Source organism: Curtobacterium sp. MCSS17_011, assembly GCF_003224275.1.
Lineage (GTDB): Bacteria > Actinomycetota > Actinomycetes > Actinomycetales > Microbacteriaceae > Curtobacterium.
The window spans coordinates 84,445-100,102 of sequence record NZ_QKLE01000006.1; the positions used below are offsets into that span (position 1 = coordinate 84,445).

Annotated in this window: 14 protein-coding genes; 7 read left to right on the top strand and 7 right to left on the bottom strand. The window is 73.5% G+C overall.

Features of this window, described 5'->3' with window-relative positions; all coding sequences use genetic code 11:
- Position 1 precedes the first annotated feature (1 nt).
- Positions 2 to 676, bottom strand: coding sequence for an MtrAB system response regulator MtrA (gene mtrA, locus DEJ17_RS06625; protein WP_110892649.1), 675 nt, complete (start codon positions 674 to 676; stop codon positions 2 to 4).
- Between the two features lie 329 nt (positions 677 to 1,005).
- Between mtrA and DEJ17_RS06630 the strand changes: the two genes are divergently transcribed.
- The 5 genes from DEJ17_RS06630 to DEJ17_RS06650 are packed head-to-tail and all read left to right on the top strand — an operon-like array spanning position 1,006 to position 6,455.
- A complete protein-coding gene (locus tag DEJ17_RS06630) occupies positions 1,006 to 2,220 on the top strand; it encodes a glycerophosphoryl diester phosphodiesterase membrane domain-containing protein (RefSeq protein ID WP_181421086.1) in 1,215 nt (404 codons plus the stop codon).
- Positions 2,175 to 2,858 (top strand): DUF4129 domain-containing protein, encoded by a 684-nt coding sequence (locus tag DEJ17_RS06635; RefSeq protein ID WP_110892651.1) that lies wholly within the window; start codon positions 2,175 to 2,177, stop codon positions 2,856 to 2,858. The genes DEJ17_RS06630 and DEJ17_RS06635 overlap by 46 nt, the downstream gene beginning before the upstream one ends.
- Positions 2,855 to 4,090 carry a DUF4350 domain-containing protein gene (locus DEJ17_RS06640; protein ID WP_110892652.1) on the top strand — a complete coding sequence of 412 codons (1,236 nt, stop codon included), beginning with the start codon at positions 2,855 to 2,857 and terminating at the stop codon, positions 4,088 to 4,090. Before DEJ17_RS06635 ends, DEJ17_RS06640 begins: the two co-directional genes overlap by 4 nt.
- A 5-nt stretch (positions 4,091 to 4,095) precedes the next feature.
- Positions 4,096 to 5,103, top strand: coding sequence for an AAA family ATPase (locus DEJ17_RS06645; protein WP_375342560.1), 1,008 nt, complete (start codon positions 4,096 to 4,098; stop codon positions 5,101 to 5,103).
- Entirely contained in the window at positions 5,103 to 6,455 is a 1,353-nt protein-coding gene (locus DEJ17_RS06650) for a DUF58 domain-containing protein (protein ID WP_110892653.1), read from the top strand. Before DEJ17_RS06645 ends, DEJ17_RS06650 begins: the two co-directional genes overlap by 1 nt.
- A 13-nt stretch (positions 6,456 to 6,468) precedes the next feature.
- Here DEJ17_RS06650 and DEJ17_RS06655 read toward each other — a convergent pair whose 3' ends face one another.
- The gene (locus DEJ17_RS06655; protein ID WP_110892654.1) at positions 6,469 to 7,467 is read right to left on the bottom strand and encodes a stage II sporulation protein M; all 999 of its coding nucleotides are present in this window, start codon (positions 7,465 to 7,467) and stop codon (positions 6,469 to 6,471) included.
- Positions 7,468 to 7,509: 42 nt separating this feature from the next.
- Here DEJ17_RS06655 and DEJ17_RS06660 point away from each other — a divergent pair, with 42 nt between their 5' ends.
- The gene (locus tag DEJ17_RS06660) at positions 7,510 to 8,379 is read left to right on the top strand and encodes an RDD family protein (protein WP_110892655.1); all 870 of its coding nucleotides are present in this window, start codon (positions 7,510 to 7,512) and stop codon (positions 8,377 to 8,379) included.
- A 122-nt stretch (positions 8,380 to 8,501) separates the two neighbouring features.
- Here DEJ17_RS06660 and ahcY read toward each other — a convergent pair whose 3' ends face one another.
- Both ahcY and DEJ17_RS06670 read right to left on the bottom strand, forming a co-directional pair.
- Positions 8,502 to 9,980 carry an adenosylhomocysteinase gene (gene ahcY / locus DEJ17_RS06665; protein ID WP_110892716.1) on the bottom strand — a complete coding sequence of 493 codons (1,479 nt, stop codon included), beginning with the start codon at positions 9,978 to 9,980 and terminating at the stop codon, positions 8,502 to 8,504.
- Positions 9,981 to 10,085: 105 nt separating this feature from the next.
- The gene (locus DEJ17_RS06670; protein ID WP_110892656.1) at positions 10,086 to 10,301 is read right to left on the bottom strand and encodes a DUF3499 family protein; all 216 of its coding nucleotides are present in this window, start codon (positions 10,299 to 10,301) and stop codon (positions 10,086 to 10,088) included.
- Between the two features lie 59 nt (positions 10,302 to 10,360).
- On the opposite strand from DEJ17_RS06670, the gene DEJ17_RS06675 reads away from it, so the two are divergent.
- Positions 10,361 to 10,801: a metallopeptidase family protein gene (locus DEJ17_RS06675; RefSeq protein WP_110892657.1), complete on the top strand. Its 441-nt coding sequence runs from the start codon at positions 10,361 to 10,363 to the stop codon at positions 10,799 to 10,801.
- A 22-nt stretch (positions 10,802 to 10,823) separates the two neighbouring features.
- Here DEJ17_RS06675 and DEJ17_RS06680 read toward each other — a convergent pair whose 3' ends face one another.
- From DEJ17_RS06680 to DEJ17_RS06690, 3 genes are all read right to left on the bottom strand, one after another.
- Positions 10,824 to 12,227, bottom strand: a complete 1,404-nt coding sequence (locus tag DEJ17_RS06680) for a DUF5719 family protein (protein ID WP_110892658.1) — start codon at positions 12,225 to 12,227, stop codon at positions 10,824 to 10,826.
- The gene (locus DEJ17_RS06685; RefSeq protein WP_146239655.1) at positions 12,224 to 15,061 is read right to left on the bottom strand and encodes a glycosyltransferase family 2 protein; all 2,838 of its coding nucleotides are present in this window, start codon (positions 15,059 to 15,061) and stop codon (positions 12,224 to 12,226) included. Before DEJ17_RS06685 ends, DEJ17_RS06680 begins: the two co-directional genes overlap by 4 nt.
- Positions 15,062 to 15,237: 176 nt before the next feature.
- On the bottom strand, positions 15,238 to 15,570 hold the full coding sequence (locus tag DEJ17_RS06690) for a WhiB family transcriptional regulator (RefSeq protein ID WP_081827389.1): 333 nt from the start codon (positions 15,568 to 15,570) through the stop codon (positions 15,238 to 15,240).
- Between the last annotated feature and the right edge of the window lie 88 nt (positions 15,571 to 15,658).

The window sequence follows — 15,658 nt, forward strand, 5'->3', positions numbered from 1 at the left end:
CTCAGGCTCCTCCGGCGCGGTACCCGACGCCGCGGACCGTGGTGACGGTCTTCGGGTTGTCCGGGTCGTGCTCGATCTTCGCGCGGAGCCGCTGCACGTGCACGTTCACCAGGCGGGTGTCCGCCTTGTAGTGGTAGCCCCAGACCTGCTCGAGCAGCATCTCGCGGGTGAACACCTGGTTCGGCTTCTCGGCGAGCGCCCGGAGCAGGTCGAACTCGAGCGGCGTGAGCGCGATCACGGTGTCACCGCGGCGCACCTCGTGCCCGGCGACGTCGACCGTGACGTCGCCGACGTGCAGCACGGTGGCGTCGGACGCGCTCGGCCGCAGGCGGGTCCGGATGCGGGCGACGAGCTCCTTCGGGTTGAAGGGTTTCACGACGTAGTCGTCGGCACCGTTCTCGAGCCCGAGGACGACGTCGGCGGTGTCGCTCTTCGCCGTGAGCATGATGATCGGCGTGCCGCTCTCGGCACGGATGCGCTTGCACACCTCGATGCCGTCGATGCCGGGCAGCATGACGTCGAGCAGGACGAGGTCCGGCTTGGTGGCGTGGAACGCGTCGACGGCGTCGTTGCCGTCGGCGCTGAACTCGGGTTCGTACCCCTCGGAGCGGAGCACGATGCCGATCATCTCGGCGAGGGCCTGGTCGTCGTCGACGACGAGGATGCGCGGTGTCATGTGATCTGGACTCCGGGTGGCGTGCGGGTGCCGTGGTCGGCACGTGTCCCCACACGATAGCCGAGGCCCCGCCGCGCCGGGTTTTCCGCCAGGATGGGGGTGGACCGTGCACCGCTGGCTCGGTCCGACACGACGAGGGGGCTGGAGTCATGTCCGATTGGCACACACCGGGCGGTGGGCAGCAGGGTGCGACGACGCCGCCGGCGTCCGGACCGGCGCAGGGACCCGGACCCCGGCCTGGAGGCCCGCCCCGCTTCTCCGTGCCGCCGCAGCCCGCCCCGGGGCCGGGTCCGGGGCGACCCGGCGGTCCGTCCGGTGGCTCGCGTCCGGTGATCCCGCTGCGCCCGCTCGGCCTCGGTGACGTCCTGGCCGGCGCGTTCACGGTGTTCCGCCGGAACGCCCGCGTGCTGCTGCTCTGGAGCGTGCTGTTGAGCGGTGTGCTCGGCCTGCTCTCGACGCTGGCCAGCACGTTCGGGCAGCAGGCGCTGCAGTCGCGAATGTTCTCGGCCCTCGACGGCGGCAGCGGTGCCGACTCGGTGGTCGCGGGCACGCTGACGCTCACGGCACTGCTCTCGGTCGTGCTGCCGTTCCTCGCCTACCTCGGTCGCGGGTTCCTGGTGGCGCCGGTCGCCGCGGACACCGGGCAACGGGTGCTCGGCCGTCGCGCCACGTTCCGGGGACTGTGGGCGCTGCTCGCCGGCCGCCGGTGGTCCGTCGTCGCGTGGATGCTCGTGCAGATCGGGGCCGGCGTGGTCCTCGCGATCCTGGCCGGGCTCGTGTTCTTCGGGGTGTTCGCGGCCATGGGTGCCGCCGACTCCGGCACCGGGTGGTTCGTGCTGGCGCTCGTGCTGTTCGTGCTCGGCATCGGTGTCGTCGTCGTCTGGCTCGCCACGCGCTTCGTGCTCACCGTCCCGACGATCGCGCTCGAGGGCCGGCCGGTCTTCGCCGCAGCCGCACAGTCGTGGCGCCTGACCCGCGGGGCCTTCTGGCGGACCTTCGGCATCCTGCTGCTCGTGCAGCTCATGTTCGGGTTCGCGGCGTCCATCGCGTCGATCCCGCTCACCATCGGCGCCGTGCTCGTCGGGGGCACGTTCGACCCGCTCGGGCAGACGGGCGGCACGTCGGGAGCCGGCACCGGTGCGGTCATCGCCATCGTCGTCGGCAGCCTGCTCGCGATCGCGGTGCAGTGCATCACCGACGTGCTGAGCGCCTCGATCACCACGTTCCTCGCCATCGACCGGCGGATCCGCACCGAGGCGCTCGACCAGCGGATCGCGTCGCACCTCGACTCGGGGCAGCCGACCGACCCGTTCGCGCCGTCCGAGCCCGTTGCACGCCCGCCCTGGCCACCGCAGCAGCAGTGGGCCGGTCGGCAGTGGCAGGCGCAGCAGCAACCGTGGCCGGGGCAGCAGCAGTGGCAGCCCGCCCAGCAGCAGCCGTGGCAGCCCGGCCAGCAGCAGCAACCGTGGCAACCCGGTCAGCAGCAACAGCAGCAGCCGTGGCAGCAGGGTCCGGGCCAGGCGCCGCCGAACGGCTCCGCGTGACGGCGGTCGACCCGGACGAGGCGCGTCGCCTGCTCGAGCGCGAACTCGACCGGTCCGCCTACGACGGTGCGCGGCCGACGTGGTGGGACCGTGCCTCGCGCTCCTTCCTCGACTGGCTCGGGTCGCTCCGCGCCGACGGCATCGACTCCCCCGCTGCGGCCCGCACGGCGCTGGTGATCGCGATCGTGGTGCTCGTCGCGGTCGTCGTGCTCGTCGTCGTCGCCCGCGGACTCCCCCGCCGGCGCGCCCGTGCCGGAGACGGTGACACCGGCGGGGTGTTCGACGCCGACGACCTGCGCTCCGCCCGGGAACTCCTCGAGGCGGCCCAGGCCGCGGTCCGTCGCGCCGACTGGTCAGCAGCGGTGCTCGAGGGATTCCGCGCGATCGCCAGGGGCCTCGGCGAGCGCGACCTGGTACCTGACGTGCCCGGAGCAACCGCGCGGACGATCGCCGCACGGGGCGCCGTGCCGTTCCCTGCGTCGGCCGGCGCACTCGACGCGGCAGCGACCGCCTTCGACGCGGTCCGGTATCTCGGCGCCGAGGCCGACGAGACCGCAGCCCTCCGCGTGCTCGACACCGAGCGCAGCGTCCGGCAGGCCCGCCCAGCGCGGGCCGAGGGACCGGAGGTGCCGGCATGACGACCGACACCGCCGCGCGGACGAGCGCCGGGCAGGCTCCGGCTCCGGCCGAGGGACGCCGGTTCCGCCTCGGGTTCTGGATCGCGATCGTCCTGGTCGGCGTCCTGCTCGCCGCCCTGACCGCCCTCGTGCAGGGCACCGACCCGGACGCACCGCGCGCCCTCGACCCGACCTCGACCACGGCCAGCGGTTCGGCCGCCCTGGTCCGGGTGCTCGAGCAGCGGGGCACCGCGGTCTCCGTCACCGACACCGTCGACGGCGTCGACGGGATCGACGGCGGCACGGTGTTCATCGACGACGCCGACGGGGCGCTCGACCCCGCCGTCGCGGAACGCATCGCCCGCACGGCGCGGCACGTCGTGGTCGTCGGCACGAGCGGCGCCGGACTCGAGGCGCTGCTCGGGTTCCCGGTCGACCCGGCCGTCCAGGTCGACGGTGACGCCACCGTCTCGACGGCCTCGTGCGGGATCCCGGCGGCGGCCTCGGCTGCCCGCGTCACCACCGCCGGCTCCGGGTACACCGTGGACGACGACGACGCCGAACGGTGCGCGCCGACGGGCGACGGCGGCTCGCGCGTCTGGGGTCTCGTGCGCACCGCGACGCCGGGCGGCGACGTCACCCTGCTCGGCACGACCTCGGCGTTCCGGAACGACACGATCGCCACCGCCGGGAACGCCGCGCTCGCCCTCGGGCTGCTCGGCGCCGACGAGCGACTTGTCTGGTACACCCCGGCCGTCGGCACCCCCGACGCCGCCCCGACCCTCGGCGAGCTCGCCCCGCCGTGGGTCCCGAGCGCCCTCGCACTGCTCGCCCTCGTCGCCGTCGCGTCCGGCGTCTGGCGGGGCCGACGGCTCGGCCCGCTCGTCGTCGAGCGGTTGCCCGTCGTCGTCCGTGCTGCCGAGACCACCGAGGGGCGTGCCCGGATGTACGCCCGCACCCGGGACCGCACCCACGCCCTCGACACCCTGCGCGTCGCCGCCGTCCGCCGCATCGGCCGGATGCTCGGACTCCCCCGATCGGCGCACGTCGACGAGGTCGTCCGGGCCGCGGCCCAGGCCACCGGTATTCCCCACACCCGTGTCGGTGCCGTGCTCGTCGGTGGGACCACCGCCGACGACCGCGCGCTCGTCGACGGCACCGCGGCACTCGACGACCTCGAACGTGCCGTGCGCCGGGCGACCTCCGGCGACCGACCGACCTCTGACCCCGACCGACCAGGAGCACGACCGTGACCGACCTGCCCCCTGCCACCACCGAGCACACCGCGCCGGAGCACGACCCCACGACCGCGGCCGGCTCCGACCTGCGCGACGCGTTCGGCCGGGTCCGCACCGAGGTCGCGAAGGCCGTCGTCGGCCAGGAGGGCGCGGTCTCCGGCATGATCGTCGGACTCCTCGCGCAGGGGCACGTGCTGCTCGAGGGCGTCCCCGGTGTCGCGAAGACCCTGCTCGTCCGAAGCCTCGCCGCCGCGATGACGCTCGACACGAAGCGCATCCAGTTCACACCCGACCTGATGCCCGGCGACGTCACCGGGTCGCTCGTCTACGACGCCTCGACCGGCACGTTCCCGTTCCGCGAGGGCCCCGTCTTCACCAACGTGCTGCTCGCCGACGAGGTCAACCGCACGCCGCCGAAGACCCAGTCGGCCCTGCTCGAGGCGATGGAGGAACGCCAGGTGAGCGTGGACGGCGACGCCCGGGCGCTGCCCGACCCCTTCTTCGTCGCCGCGACGATGAACCCGATCGAGTTCGAGGGCACCTACACGTTGCCCGAGGCGCAGCTCGACCGGTTCCTGATGAAGCTGACCCTCGACATCCCGCCGCGCGACGTCGAGTGGCAGGTGCTCCGTCGCCACGCCGACGGGTTCGTGCCGCGTGACGTCCGGTCGGCCGGCATCACCCCGGTGGTCGGCGTCGACGAGGTGGTCCGTGCGCAGCGTGCCGTCCGCGCCGTCGGCGCCCGCGACGACGTGCTCGCGTACATCGTCGACCTCGCCCGGGCCACCCGGCAGGCACCGTCCGTCCGCGTCGGTGTCAGTCCCCGCGGTGCGACGGCACTGCTCGCCGCCGCCAAGGCGTGGGCCTGGCTCACCGGCTACGACGCGATCACCCCGGACCACGTGCAGGCCATGGTCCTGCCGGTCTGGCGGCACCGCCTGCGGGTCGCCGCCGACGCCGAGCTCGAGGGCGTCGGCGCCGACGGCGTGCTCCAGCAGGTGCTCGAGCAGGTGCGGGTGCCGATCTAGTGGCGGTCTCCGGCCGGTTCGTCGCGCTCCTCGCCGTCGCCCTCGTGCCCACCGTGCTGCTCGGCAGCGGGTGGGCCGGTCTGGCGTGGGTCGGGGTGGTGCTGCTCGCCGCGGCGCTCGACGTCGTGCTCGCCGCCGACCTGCGACGGGTCCGCGTGGAGCGGCGGATGCCCCGGCTCGCTCGACGCGACAGCACCGCGGACGGCACCCTCGTGCTCGCCAACGACGGCTCCCGGACGGTCCGCGGTGTGGTCCGCGACATGTGGGAGCCGTCGGCCGGCCACCGTCCCCGTCGGATCCGGATGGCGGTCCCCGCCGGGGAGCGACGGACGGCCCGGATGCGCTTCACACCGTTCCGTCGTGGTCGACGCCGCACCGCCGGGGTCGCCGTGCGGTCCTTCGGTCCACTGGGCCTCGCCGCACGGCAGCGGGTCGTCGCGGCACCGGGCGAACTCGTCGTGACGCCGCCGTTCCGCTCCCGGCGGCACCTGCCGTCACGGTTGGCACGGCTCCGCGAGCTCGACGGCGAGACCACGCTGCAGCTCCGCGGGCACGGCACCGAGTTCGACTCGCTGCGCGACTACGTGCGCGGCGACGACGTGCGGTCCATCGACTGGCGCGCCACCGCGCGGCGGCAGGACCTCGTCGTCCGCACCTGGCGGCCGGAACGCGACCGGCGCGTCGTCGTCGTGGTCGACGCGGGCCGGGCGGGTGCCGGCCGGGTCGCCGACGAACCCCGACTCGACACGTTCATCGAGTCGGCGCTGCTCCTCGGCGCGCTCGCGGCTGCCGCCGGTGACCGCGTCGACCTGGTGGTCCTCGACGACACGGCACACGACCGCGTGCACGGCGCCACCCGCACCGACGTCGTGCAGCGCTTCGGCAAGGCACTCGCGATGGCCGAACCGGGGCTCGCCGCGACCGACTGGGCATCCGTCCCCGCGCTCGTCGACTCGATCACGACCTCGCGCGCCCTGGTCGTGCTCGCCTCGAGCCTCGACTCCGTCGGTGCCTCGGGCGACCTGCTCGCCGTGCTCCCCCGGCTGTCCCGACGGCACGCGGTCGTCGTGACGAGCATCGAGGACCCGGCCGTCCAGCGGACGGCGCGCGGCGGGGTGGACCCGACCACGGCGATCCGCACCGCGCGGGGCGGACGGGTGCCGGGCCTCCCGACCGGCGCGGAGCGTGACGTCTACCGACGCGCCGCCGCCGAACGCACCCTGCTCGACGCGGACGGTGCGGCCGACGTCGCACGGCGTTCCGGTGCCGAGGTCGTGCGCGGCGCACCGGCGGACGTCCCGCCGCTCGTCGCCGACGCGTACATCCGGGCGAAGGCCAGCGGCCGGCTCTGAACCGGGACGGACGCTAGCCGGCCACCAGGGCGGTGGAGCCGCGCTCGAACTCCTCGAGGTCGCCGCGCTCCCCTGCTCGGTACGCGCGGCCGCCGAGCACCCACTGGTAGGCGAGCACCGCGACCAGGGCGAGGGTGCCGATGCCGATCTTGATCGGCCACGGCCAGTCCTGCCGCGTCACCACGCCCTCGACGATGCCGGACAGCAGCAGGGTCAGGGTCAGGCCGATCGCGATGGTGATGAGTGCACGGCCGTCCTCGGCGAGGGCCTGGGCGCGCGTGCGTCCGGGCCCCGGTGCCACCCACGACCAGAAGATCATCAGCCCCGCACCGCCCGCGAGGAACACCGAGTAGAGCTCGAGCTGCCCGTGCGGGGAGATGTAGAGGAAGAAGTCGGCCAGGCGCCCCTGGGAGTGCATGATCGCGGCGGAGACCCCGAGGCTGACGGCGTTCTGCATGATCGAGAACGGCACGAAGACGCCGGTGATGCCGAACGCCACCATCGTCGCGGCGATGTAGGCGTTGTTCGTCCAGACCTGCGCGGTGAAGGCCCCGAGGCCACGGTCGGAGTAGTAGTCGACGAAGTCCTGCGTGGCGTACCGGCGCAGGGCCTCGTCGCTGCCGAACGTCGCCGTCGCGCCGGGGGTGGTGGTGATCCAGACGGCGACGATCGCCGCGATCGCCACCGTCGCGAGCGCGACCCAGATGGTCACCCAGCGGATCCGGTAGAGCGCCGCGGGCAGCTGCCGTGTGAAGAACAGGGCGAGGGCGGTCAACGGGTCGACGGGGTTGCCGGTGAAGCGCAGGCGGGCGCGGAACAGCGTCAGCGAGAGCCGGTCGCCCGTCACCGTGCGCGGTGCGGCGCCCCGGATGCGGGCGAGGTCGGTCGCGGCCTCCTGGTAGCCGGCGACGAGCCGGTCGACGTCCGCACCGGACCGGTGCCGGGCACGCGCCAGACGGTCGAGCTCCTGCCACCGGTCACGATGCACCTCGGCGTAGGCATCCAGGTCCACGTGTTCCCCCTCAGGTCGCGTGATCTCCGACAGAATGATCCCATGCCGAAGCCCCGCACGCCGCGTGACCTCGCCGACGCCCGGTTCTCGCGCGACCTCGACGAGACCGCCGACGAGCTGGTGGTGGGCGAGGGCGTCGCGCTCGACGTCCAGCCCGCCGGACTCGTGCTGCGGCTCGCGGCCGCGCTGCTGGACGGTCTGTGCGTCCTCGTGCTGTTCGTGCTCGCGCTGTTCGGCGTCTCGCGGCTCTGGCCCAGGGGCCTCGAACCGGCCTGGGGCGCAGCGCTCGGCATCGTGCTGCTCGTCGTCGTGCTCGTGCTGGTGCCCGCGGCGGTCGAGACCGTGACGAAGGGGCGGAGCGTCGGACGGTTCGCCACCGGCACCCGGGTCGTCCGGCTCGACGGCGGCGCGATCGGGTTCCGGCACGCCTTCACCCGGGCACTCGTCGGCCTGTTCGAGCTCTGGATGACGTTCGGCTCGGTCGCCCTGCTCGTCGCGCTGTTCGGCAGTCGGCCCCGGCGCCTCGGCGACCTGCTCGCGGGCACGATCGTGCAGCACGAGCGCCTGCCGAAGCAGCGGGACCCCGAGGTGCTGCTGCCTCCGGAGCTGACGGCGTGGGCCGGCGTCGCGGACGTCTCGGCGCTGCCACAGCGGTTGGAGAACCGCCTCGGTGCCTTCTTCCGCGGGGCTGCACTGATGCGCCCCGAACTGCGCGAGGCGGCGGCGCAGACCCTGGCGGCCGAGGTGTCCGCGTTCGCGCACCCCGTGCCGCCCGTCCCGCCCGAGGTCTTCCTGGCCGGGGTCGTCGTGCTGCGGCGTCGACGGGACGTCCGGGCGCTGGGTGCTCGCGCCGAGCTGCTCACCGCAGCCGGTGCGGCGGCGGCAGCGCCCCCGCCCGGCTTCCCGCGCTGACGCGCGGCGCCGCCCGCGGCGGGCGGCGCGCTGCTCGCAAAACACCGGTGTTCGCGCTCAGAACACCCGCGTGCGGGGGTTCAACGTGCGAGCACCGGTGTCTTGCGGCCGCCCCGCCGGACTCAGTAGCGGTAGTGGTCGGGCTTGAAGGGGCCCTCGACGGGCACGCCGATGTACGCCGCCTGCTCCGGACGCAGTGACGTCAGCTGCACCCCGAGGGCGTCGAGGTGCAGGCGTGCGACCTTCTCGTCCAGGTGCTTCGGCAGCACGTACACACCGGTCGGGTACTCGTCGCGCCGGGTGTGCAGCTCGATCTGTGCGAGCACCTGGTTGGTGAACGAGTTGCTCATCACGAACGACGGGTGCCCGGTCGCGTTGCCGAGGTTCATGAGCCGGCCCTCGGAGAGCACCAGGATCGACCGCCCGGTGGGCAGCCGCCACTCGTGCACCTGCGGCTTGATCTCGACCTTCGAGACGCCGGGCAGGGCCTCGAGCCCCGCCATGTCGATCTCGTTGTCGAAGTGCCCCACGTTCGCGACGATCGCCAGGTGCTTGAGCCCGAGCATCTCGTCGACACCCACGACACCCAGGTTGCCGGTGCACGTGATGACCATGTCGACGGTGTCCACGACATCCGCCAGGCGCGCGACCTGGTAGCCGTCCATCGCCGCCTGCAGCGCGCAGATCGGGTCGACCTCGCTGACGATGACGCGGGCGCCCTGCCCGCGGAGGGCCTCGGCCGCCCCCTTGCCGACGTCGCCGTAGCCGACCACGAAGGCGACCTTGCCGCCGATGAGCACGTCGGTGGCACGGTTCAGGCCGTCGGGCAGCGAGTGCCGGATGCCGTACTTGTTGTCGAACTTCGACTTCGTCACCGAGTCGTTGACGTTGATCGCCGGGAACTTCAGCTCGCCGTTCCGGAACAGCTCGTACAGGCGGTGCACGCCCGTGGTGGTCTCCTCGGTGACGCCCTGGATGTCGGCCGCGATGCGGGTCCAGCGGTCCGACGAGGTCTCGAGCGACCGCGCGACGGTGTCGAGCACGATCTTCCACTCGGCACTGGCGTCCGGCTCGGCGACCGGAGCGGCTCCGGCCGCCTCGGCGTCGGCTCCGGTGTGCACGAGCATGGTGGCGTCGCCGCCGTCGTCGAGGATCAGGTTCGGTCCGGTCCAGTCGACACCGGCGACGGCTGCCTCGTCGCTCCAGTCGAAGACGCGGCTGGTGCACCACCAGTACTCCTCGAGCGTCTCACCCTTCCACGCGAAGACCGGGACGCCGGCGGGGGCGTCCGGGGTGCCGGTGGGCCCGACGGCGACGGCGGCCGCGGCCTCGTCCTGCGTGGAGAAGATGTTGCAGCTGGCCCAGCGCACCTGCGCGCCCAGGGCGACGAGCGTCTCGATGAGGACCGCGGTCTGCACCGTCATGTGCAGGGACCCGGCGATGCGCGCGCCGGCGAGCGGCTGCGACGCGGCGAACTCCTCGCGCAGGGACATCAGACCCGGCATCTCGTTCTCGGCGAGACGGATCTGGTGCCGGCCCGCCTCGGCGAGGGACAGGTCGGCGACGCGGAACGCAGCAGCGGTGCGGGTTTCGGTGGGCATGTCCATCAGTCTTCCATGCCGGGAGGCGCGGATCACCAGCCGATCCGGGTCACGCTCCCCGAGCCTCCAGATCGACCCCCGCGCTCACGCCGCGGACGTGAGCCGTCAGTCGGCGTCGCGCGGGAGCGGCTCGCGCCGCACCACCTGCCAGCCGCGCGGGACGCGCAGGGCGGCAGCGTGCCGGGCGCAGAGGTCGTAGCCGTGCGGCTCGACCCGGGTCGACAGCGGACCGACGACCACCATGGAGTCGCCGTAGTCGTACGTCAGGGTCGACGAAGCGCTGGCGGCACACGCCACCTTGCTGCAGATCCGCACGTCCATGTCGACAGGGAGCCTAGCGGAGCGTCCGGCGCGCACTCGTCCCCGCGTACGATGAGGGGATGCGTCGGAAGCCTCGCCTCGTCACCCCGGTCGACCGCGGTCGGGGGCGCTCACGGCACGGCCGAGGCGGGCGTTCGAGCGTCACCGGGCCCGAGCTCGCCCCGATCATCACCCGCGCCGAGGCCTTCGACCGGATCGTCGGCGACAGCGCGCACTACCTGCTCGGTCTCTGGCCCGACGAACTGGCCGGCGTGGTCTTCCAGGTGGCGGACATGCCGAGCGACACGACCCTGCCCGACGAGATGCCGCGCTGGCGCATCGATCGCGACGCGCGCCGTGTGACCGTCTTCCGGATCCCCGTCGAGCGGGTGAACCGGAGCCCCGAGAAGGACGACTCGGACCGCCGCATCATCGTCGAGACCGCGGTGTTCCGCGCCGTCGGCGAACTGATCGGCAAGGACCCCTGGGACCTGGCACCGGACCGCTACCGACACTGGTGAGCCGGGCCGACCGCGCCGGGCGTCAGGGGTAGACGCGGACCGGGGTGGAGACGTCGGTGGCCGGTCGCACCGGGAACCCGGCGATGCCGTCGGCCCCGCGGTAGGTGACCCCGGCGACGATGCCCTCGGTGCCCGTCAACGTGAGCTGCTTCGCGGTCTGCACCGGGAGCGTCACCGTCGCCCCGGACAGGATCTTCAGGGTGCGACGCTCGTCACCCGACCGCACCGTGACCGAGCGGTCCTGGCGGGTGGGGTTCACGAAGTTCAGCCGCACGCCCTCGCCCGGCGCGATGGCGGTGATCGTCTCGTCGCCCAGCGGCTCGGCCGAGGCGAACCACCCGAGATCGGTGCCGGCACCGTCGGTGGGCGTCGTGGTGCGTGCACCGGTGACGACCGGCTCGGTCGAGGTGACGGTGAACGAGTACCGGCCGTCCGGGAAGTCGTCGAGCGCGACGTCGGTCACGACCCCGGGCTCCGCGGTGGCGTTGACGGTCGTGCCGCCACCGTCGGCCGTGCTGATGCCGAGGGTGACGCGGGCCGACTTCGTGCCGGGGACGAACAACCGGACGATCGGCGCCGCGTCGGCCGTGTCGTCGCCGCGCTGGGCAGCTTGCGCGTCGGCGAGGGCGACGGCGGGGATGACCTGTGACCGGGACGGCGCAGCGCCGCCGGACACGATGTCGTAGCCGCCCGGGGTGAGCGTGCGGACGACGGTCTCCTGCATGTGCGCGACGATCTGCCCGCCGGACGACGTGACGTGCACGACGGTCGAGGCGGCGTCGGACACGAAGCCCGACAGCGGGACGACCTTCTGCGTGTTCGGCGCGACGACGATGCCGGTGGTCCCGGGGGCGCTGACCGTCCCCGTGCCGTCGAAGATCGCCAGGTCGACCGTGGCGTTCACGTCGGTCGGGTTCGAGAGCGTCACGAGGCTCGTGCGCCCGGTCTCCGTCGAACCGCCCACCAGCCACGTGGACTGGGTCGGGTCGTCGCACGAGGCAGCGCCCGCCCCCACCAGGTCGCCGCTGGACACGCTCTGGAAACTGCTGCCCGCGACCTGCGGGGTCGTCTCCCCCGCGGGCGCCGTCAAGAGCCGGGGGTCGCTGCCACCGGTGGTCGAGGGGTCGAGCGAGGACCGCTCGACGGTCGAACCGGTCGTCGCCGTCGCGACGGTCGCGGTGCCGACGGTGCTCGCCTGCGTCGCGTCGTTGCCGTCGTCGTCGGACAACCGCAGCGCACTGCCGGCGCAGACGCGTTCGGCGGCGGCGGGGACCGGCGTCACGGTGCGCCCGGCGGGTCGACCCGGTTCGGACTCGGTGCCGATCGCGTGGGCCGCCGTGACGGCACCCGCGGCGACGACGACGGCGACGGCCGTGGCCGTGCCGCGGACGATCCAGCGCCGGACCGAGGAGGGGGTGGTGCTCATTCGTCGCGCTCCTCGTCGAAGGTGGTGGCAGGTTCTTCGGCCTCGATGACGTTCGAGGTGGCACGGCGGCGGCGCGGGGCGGTCGGGACCGCGAGCAGGGCTGCGGCACCGAAGACCACGCCGAGCACGACGAGGTACAGCACGTGGGTGGCCTGGGTCGCCGCGGAGCCGGAGCGCGTGCGGTCGACTTCGCCCTCGTAGTGGAACAGCTGGCCGTTCGTGGTCTCGCCGATGCTGGTGAAGAGCGCGTTCTGGCCGATCGCGCCAGCGGCGCGGTCGTGCACCGTCTGCGCCTCGGGGTCGTCGCCGGCGTCGTCGATGAGCACGAAGCTCACGCCGAGCTCGCGGAGCGCCGGCCGGGGGTCGTACCCGCTGCGGCTCGCCAGGTTGCCGGCGAGTGTGGTCAGCCGTGCGCCGGACTCGCTCAGCCGGAGTGCGGTCGCGTCGAGCGTCGACTGGTCGTCGAGGGTGGAGCCCTGCCCGCGCTCGAGCGTGACGGCGAGCGAACCGTCGTCCTGCGGGACCACCACGAGCGTGCCGACGTCGGGGTTCGCCTGGGCCTCGGCGTTCACGTAGGCGCTGAGCACCCGGCCGGTGGTCGGTTCGATCGTGGCGGTGCCGAGGTAGAACGCCGCGAACGCCGGCGCCACGGCGACCCCGGCGAGCACGGTCGCGACGAGTCCGGTGACCGGGGCGGCCTTCGGCAGGACGTCGATGCCGATGCAGGCCGCGACCACGAGGGCGAGCCAGTAGACGGACAGACCACTGCCGGGCCAGACGATGGTGGTGGTGGAGCCGACACCGGTGACGGTGACGTGGGTGGCGGCGAAGGCCGTGGCGAAGCCGAGGAGCGCGATGACGAGCGCGGAGCCGGCGACCGCCCAGCGGTGTCCGAGCATCGCCCCGATCGCAGCGGCGGCCACGGGGAGCGCGAGGACGGCCATCACGATCGGCAGGACCGTGGCGACCAGCGCGAGTCCGGACGTCGCGGGGAGCCAGCCGCTCCAGTCGGGCAGGGGCTGTCCGATGGCCAGCTGGAGCGCGGACGGCGCCCGGGTCGCGGACGGCACACCGGGGTCGGCGAACACGGCGAGCAGGTTGCCGCGTGCCGCTTGCGCCAGGATCAGCGGCAGGAACAGCACCGCGGTCGGCACCGGGATGAACACACGACGGTGGGCCCGGCGCCAGCCGACCAGGAGCGCCACGAGCCAGCCGATCAGCAGGACCGGCAGCAGCGACGGCGCCGAGGCGGCGACGACCGCGAACAGGAGCGACGCACCGGAGGCCCATGCCCACGAGCGGTGGGCCTCGAGCACGGCGACGAACAACCACGGCAGGAGCAGGTGCGCGATCACCGCGCCGAGGTGTCCGGTCGTCACCGCGCCGACGAGCGACGGGGCGATGGCGTAGAGCGACGCTCCGATCACCGGCACCCAGGTGCGGGTCGTGACCTTGCGGACCGCGAACCACGCCCCCAGGGCGGACACCGGGAACGCGACGAGCATCACCAGCACGACCGCGGTGGACGGCGACCAGAACACGATCGAGCCGAGCACGGCGAGCACCGCGGCGAAGGGGTCCGACGGCCCGGTGAAGCCCGTGCCGAGCGAGTGGAAGCCGTAGCCGACGTTCTGCCAGAGCTGCCCCGGGGTCGCGGAGAGCGGCAGGAGTCCCCCGCCGGTCAGGGCCGGCGAACCGAGCAGCGGGTAGAGCGTGACGACGCTGAGGACCGCGGCGGCGAGGACCACCCAGATGCCGCCGTCGCTCAGGAACGACGCCCGGGCGATCGGGGCGTCCTCGACGCGGGCGAGTTCGACGTCGCGTGAGGTGGTGCGGTGCTCGTGCACCCGACGCCAGCTCACGCGGAGTGGCTCGACGGCCGCCCAGCCGAGCTTCTTCGTGCGGGCCAGGTTCTTGCGCGCGCGCCCCGTGCCGCCGCCGAAGGCGACGGCGAACGCTGCGGAGAGCTCGGGGACCACGGCGGCGGGGTGCTTCGCGAGGAGGTGTCCGAGCGCGCGGCCGATCGCGAACGGCACGAGCGTGAGCCAGTGCAGCCAGACGAGCGCGGCCGGCGCGTAGGTCATCCGGCGGTGCAGCTGCGCCTGCCGGTGCATCCGGACGCGCCGCGCCTCGGACACGCGCTTGCGACCGAACTCCTCGATCGGTCCGGCGCTGGTGACCTTGGCCTCCGGCACGAGGGCGACGCGGTGTCCGGCGAGGCGGACCCGCACCGAGAAGTCGAGGGCCGCGTCGACGTCCGGCAGCGCCGGGTCGAATCCGCCGAGTTCGTTCCAGACCGAGCGGCGCACCAGCATGCCGCCGGCGGCGACGGCGAGCACGTCGGTGTTGCGGTCGTGCTGGCCCTGGTCGAGCTCGTCCTGCACCAGCACGATCGACCGGCCGAAGTGGGTCATGCTCTCACCGAAGGCACGGATGAGCGAGGGGTCGTCGTCGGCGACGAGCTTCGGACCGGCGACGACGACCGACGGTGCGATCTCGACCGCGGACAGCAGGTCGGCGAGCGCGGTGGGTGCCGGCGCGTTGTCGTGGCCGAGGATCCACAGCCACTCGTCGACCGGCTCGTCGGTCACTGCGGGCGGCGCGCTGCGCTCGCCCTGTCGGACGGCGTCGCCGAACGCCCTGCCCGCGGGGAGCCGGACGAGCTGCGCGGACCCACCGAAGGACAGTTCGGCGGTCGATCCGTCGGTCGTGCCGACGTCGACGACCACGAGGTTCTCGGGATGGCGGGTCTGGGCGGCGAGCGCGTCCAGGGTCCGGTCGAGGTGGTCCGCCCCGTTGGCGGCGACGAGGATCGCGGTGACTCTGGGCTGCATGACGGGCGTCACTCTACGGTCTGGAGGCGCGGTGTCGGCTGCGGACGGCGGCGCGCCGTGAACCTGTGGGCGCGTTCACCGCGCGGTGCAGGAGGAGCGCTGGATGGCGGGTTCCGGCGCCTTCGTCGCAGGCTCCTCAGGCGCGCCCTCGCAGGGCGCTGGCGCGCCCTGAACGCTCAGGCGCGCTTCCGCAGCTTGCGGCGTTCGCGCTCGGACAGGCCACCCCAGATGCCGAAGCGCTCGTCGTTCTCGAGTGCGTACTCGAGGCACTGCGCCCGGACCTCGCACGACGTGCAGATCTTCTTCGCCTCGCGCGTCGAGCCGCCCTTCTCGGGGAAGAACGCCTCGGGGTCGGTCTGCGCGCAGAGCGAGTCGACCTGCCAGGCGAGCGGGTTCTCCTCGTCGTCCGTCTCCGGCCGTCGCACTCCCGGGACGCCGAGCGCCACGGGGTCGACGTGCCAGTCCTCCGGAACTCCGGCGTGGAACTCGGAACCGTTCACCCTGATCACCCCTGCCGCCTCGACAACGAACCCCAACTCTTGCGGCCGTTGCCTGTAATTACAGCGGTGTCATTCGCCTGAGTCAAGTCGCGGATCA